This is a genomic window from Aeromonas rivuli (assembly GCF_000820045.1).
GTDB classification, from domain to species: Bacteria; Pseudomonadota; Gammaproteobacteria; order Enterobacterales; family Aeromonadaceae; genus Aeromonas; species Aeromonas rivuli.
Map to the genome: position 1 here is coordinate 938 of NZ_CDBJ01000001.1, position 2,456 is coordinate 3,393.

4 protein-coding genes are annotated in these 2,456 nt (G+C 60.4%); all 4 read left to right on the forward strand.

The genetic code is table 11. The annotated features are described in order from the left end of the window. On the forward strand, window positions 1–980 hold a 980-nt coding region (locus BN1130_RS22790; protein WP_306381260.1), incomplete at its 5' end, for a cytochrome c-type biogenesis CcmF C-terminal domain-containing protein. Further along, window positions 977–1,507: a DsbE family thiol:disulfide interchange protein gene (locus BN1130_RS00010; protein WP_042039487.1), complete on the forward strand. Its 531-nt coding sequence runs from the start codon at window positions 977–979 to the stop codon at window positions 1,505–1,507. The genes BN1130_RS22790 and BN1130_RS00010, both read left to right, overlap by 4 nt. Beyond that, window positions 1,507–1,986 (forward strand): cytochrome c-type biogenesis protein, encoded by a 480-nt coding sequence (locus BN1130_RS00015; protein ID WP_042039555.1) that lies wholly within the window; start codon window positions 1,507–1,509, stop codon window positions 1,984–1,986. Before BN1130_RS00010 ends, BN1130_RS00015 begins: the two co-directional genes overlap by 1 nt. Next, the coding region (ccmI, locus tag BN1130_RS22795) for a c-type cytochrome biogenesis protein CcmI (protein ID WP_042039488.1) at window positions 1,983–2,456 on the forward strand (474 nt) is incomplete at its 3' end. The genes BN1130_RS00015 and ccmI, both read left to right, overlap by 4 nt.

Sequence of the window (2,456 nt, forward strand, 5' to 3'; positions counted from 1 at the left end):
CCCTGCTGCTGTTTGCCTTCAAGGGTTCCCAGGTGAAGAGCCATGGCAAGCATGAGTTCTGGAGTCGCGAGACTCTGCTGCTTGGCAACAACATTCTGCTGATGGCCGGATTGCTGACCGTGCTGCTCGGTACCCTGCTGCCCCTGGTGCACAAGGAGCTGGGCCTGGGGAGCATCTCCATTGGTACTCCCTTCTTCAACCATATCTACAGCTGGCTCATCATCCCCTTCGCCGCCCTGCTGGGGGTCGGCCCGCTGTTCCGCTGGCGCCGCCAGGCGGTGGGCGAGCTCAAGGGCAAGGTGATCCTCGCCCTGGCATTGAGCCTGGCTGCCGCCTTGCTGCTGCCCTGGTTCTTTGCCGAGGAGTTCAAACCCTGGGCGGCCCTTGGCATAGGTCTTGGCGCCTGGATCATCATCACCAGCATCCAGGAGACCTGGGTGCGTGCCACCCACAAGCACAGCTTCGGTGTCGGTGTTCGCCGGCTTGGCAACAGCCACTGGGCCATGATATTCGGTCATGTGGGGCTGGCGGTCAGCATCATCGGCATCGCCTGTACCCAGAACTACAGCATCGAGAAGGACTTGCGCATGCAGGCCGGCGACAGGGTGCATTTCGCCGACTACGAATTTGTCTTCACCGGCATCAAGGAGAAGAACGGCCCCAACTACGAAGGCTTCAAGGGAGTGCTTGAGGTGCATCGTGACGGCAAGCAGGTCGCCCTGCTCAAGCCGGAGAAGCGCAACTACATCGTCAGCCGCATGCCGATGACGGAAGCCGCCATCGATGCCGGCTTCACCCGGGATCTCTATGCGGCGCTGGGCGAGCCGCTCGATAATGGCGCCTGGGCCGTGCGCATCTATTACAAGCCGTTCGTGCGCTGGATCTGGTTCGGTGGCGTCTTCATGGCCATCGGTGGCGTGCTCGCCATGCTGGACAAGCGTTATCGCTTTGGCCGTCGTGAAGAGGAGAGCAAGGCATGAGCAAGAAGACCTGGTTGTTTCTGCTGCCCTTCATCATCTTCCTGCTGGGGGCCGTGTTCCTGTTCAAGGGGCTCTATTCCGACCCGCGCAAGCTGGAATCCGTGATGGTCGGCAAGGAGGTGCCCGTCTTTACCCTGCAAGACTTGCACGATCTCAACAAGCAGCATGACAGCAGCCTGTTCAAGGGACGGCCCATGCTGCTCAACGTCTGGGCGACCTGGTGCCCGACCTGCTACGCCGAGCACACCTACCTCAAGGAGCTGGCGGGGCAGGGGGTGACCATAGTCGGCATGAACTACAAGGACGAGCGTGACAAGGCCCTCAAGTGGCTGGATGAGCTGGGCGATCCCTATCAGGTCAGCCTCTACGATCCCGACGGCATGCTGGGTCTGGATCTCGGTGTCTATGGCGCGCCCGAGACCTTCTTCATCGACTCCCAGGGCATCATCCGTTATCGCCACGTGGGGGACGTCAACGCCCAGGTGTGGGAATCCACCCTCAAGCCCATCTATGAGGCGATGAAATGATGCGCCGCTCTCTCTCTGCCCTCTTGCTGACCCTGGCATTGGGTACTTCCTGGTCGGCATTGGCTGCCATCGACGTCTACAGCTTTGACTCCGATGCCCAGGAGCAGACCTTTCGTGAGCTGACCCGCGAACTGCGTTGTCCCAAGTGTCAGAACCAGGACATTGCCGACTCCAATGCCGGCCTTGCCAAGGACTTGCGTGACAAGACCTACCAGATGGTGCATCAGGGCAAGGAGAAGCAGGAGATCATCGATTACATGGTGGCGCGCTATGGCAACTTCATTCTCTACGACCCGCCGATGATGGCCTCCACCCTGATCCTCTGGCTGGGGCCATTCGGGGTGATAGTGATAGGTTTCTGTGTCGTGGTGGCCCGTGCCCGCAAGCGGCCAAGGAGTGAGCCTGCACTCCAGCCGGGATTGAACGATGAGGAGAGTCGCCGTCTGGCTGCCCTGCTCAAAGAGGAAGAGAAACAATGATCGCATTCTGGATTGTCATCGTCGCCTTGCTGGCGCTGGTGAGCCTGACCCTGGCTCTGCCGTTGCTGCGTGGTGAGAGCCGTCAAACCATCAGTCGCTCGGCGCTCAACAAGCAGCTCTATCGCCAACGGGTCGTGGAGATAGGGGAGGAGCGTGATCAGGGCATTCTGGCCGAGGAGCAGGAGTCTCTGGTGGAGCTGCAACGTAGCCTGCTGGATGATATTCCTGATGTCGAACAGACCGCCAGTGCCGGTCGCAGCCTGGTCTGGATCCCGGGGGTGCTGGTCCTGGTGGTGGTGAGCCTGGCGCTCTATGCCAAGCTGGGCGCCTGGCAAGAGGTGATGCATTGGCAGTCGGTCAATGCGCGCCTGCCTGAACTCAGCAACAAGATTTTGGTTGAGCGTGATAGCGATGTGACCGAGCAGGATCTGCAGGAGTTCATGCTGGGACTGCGTACCCGCTTGGCCGAG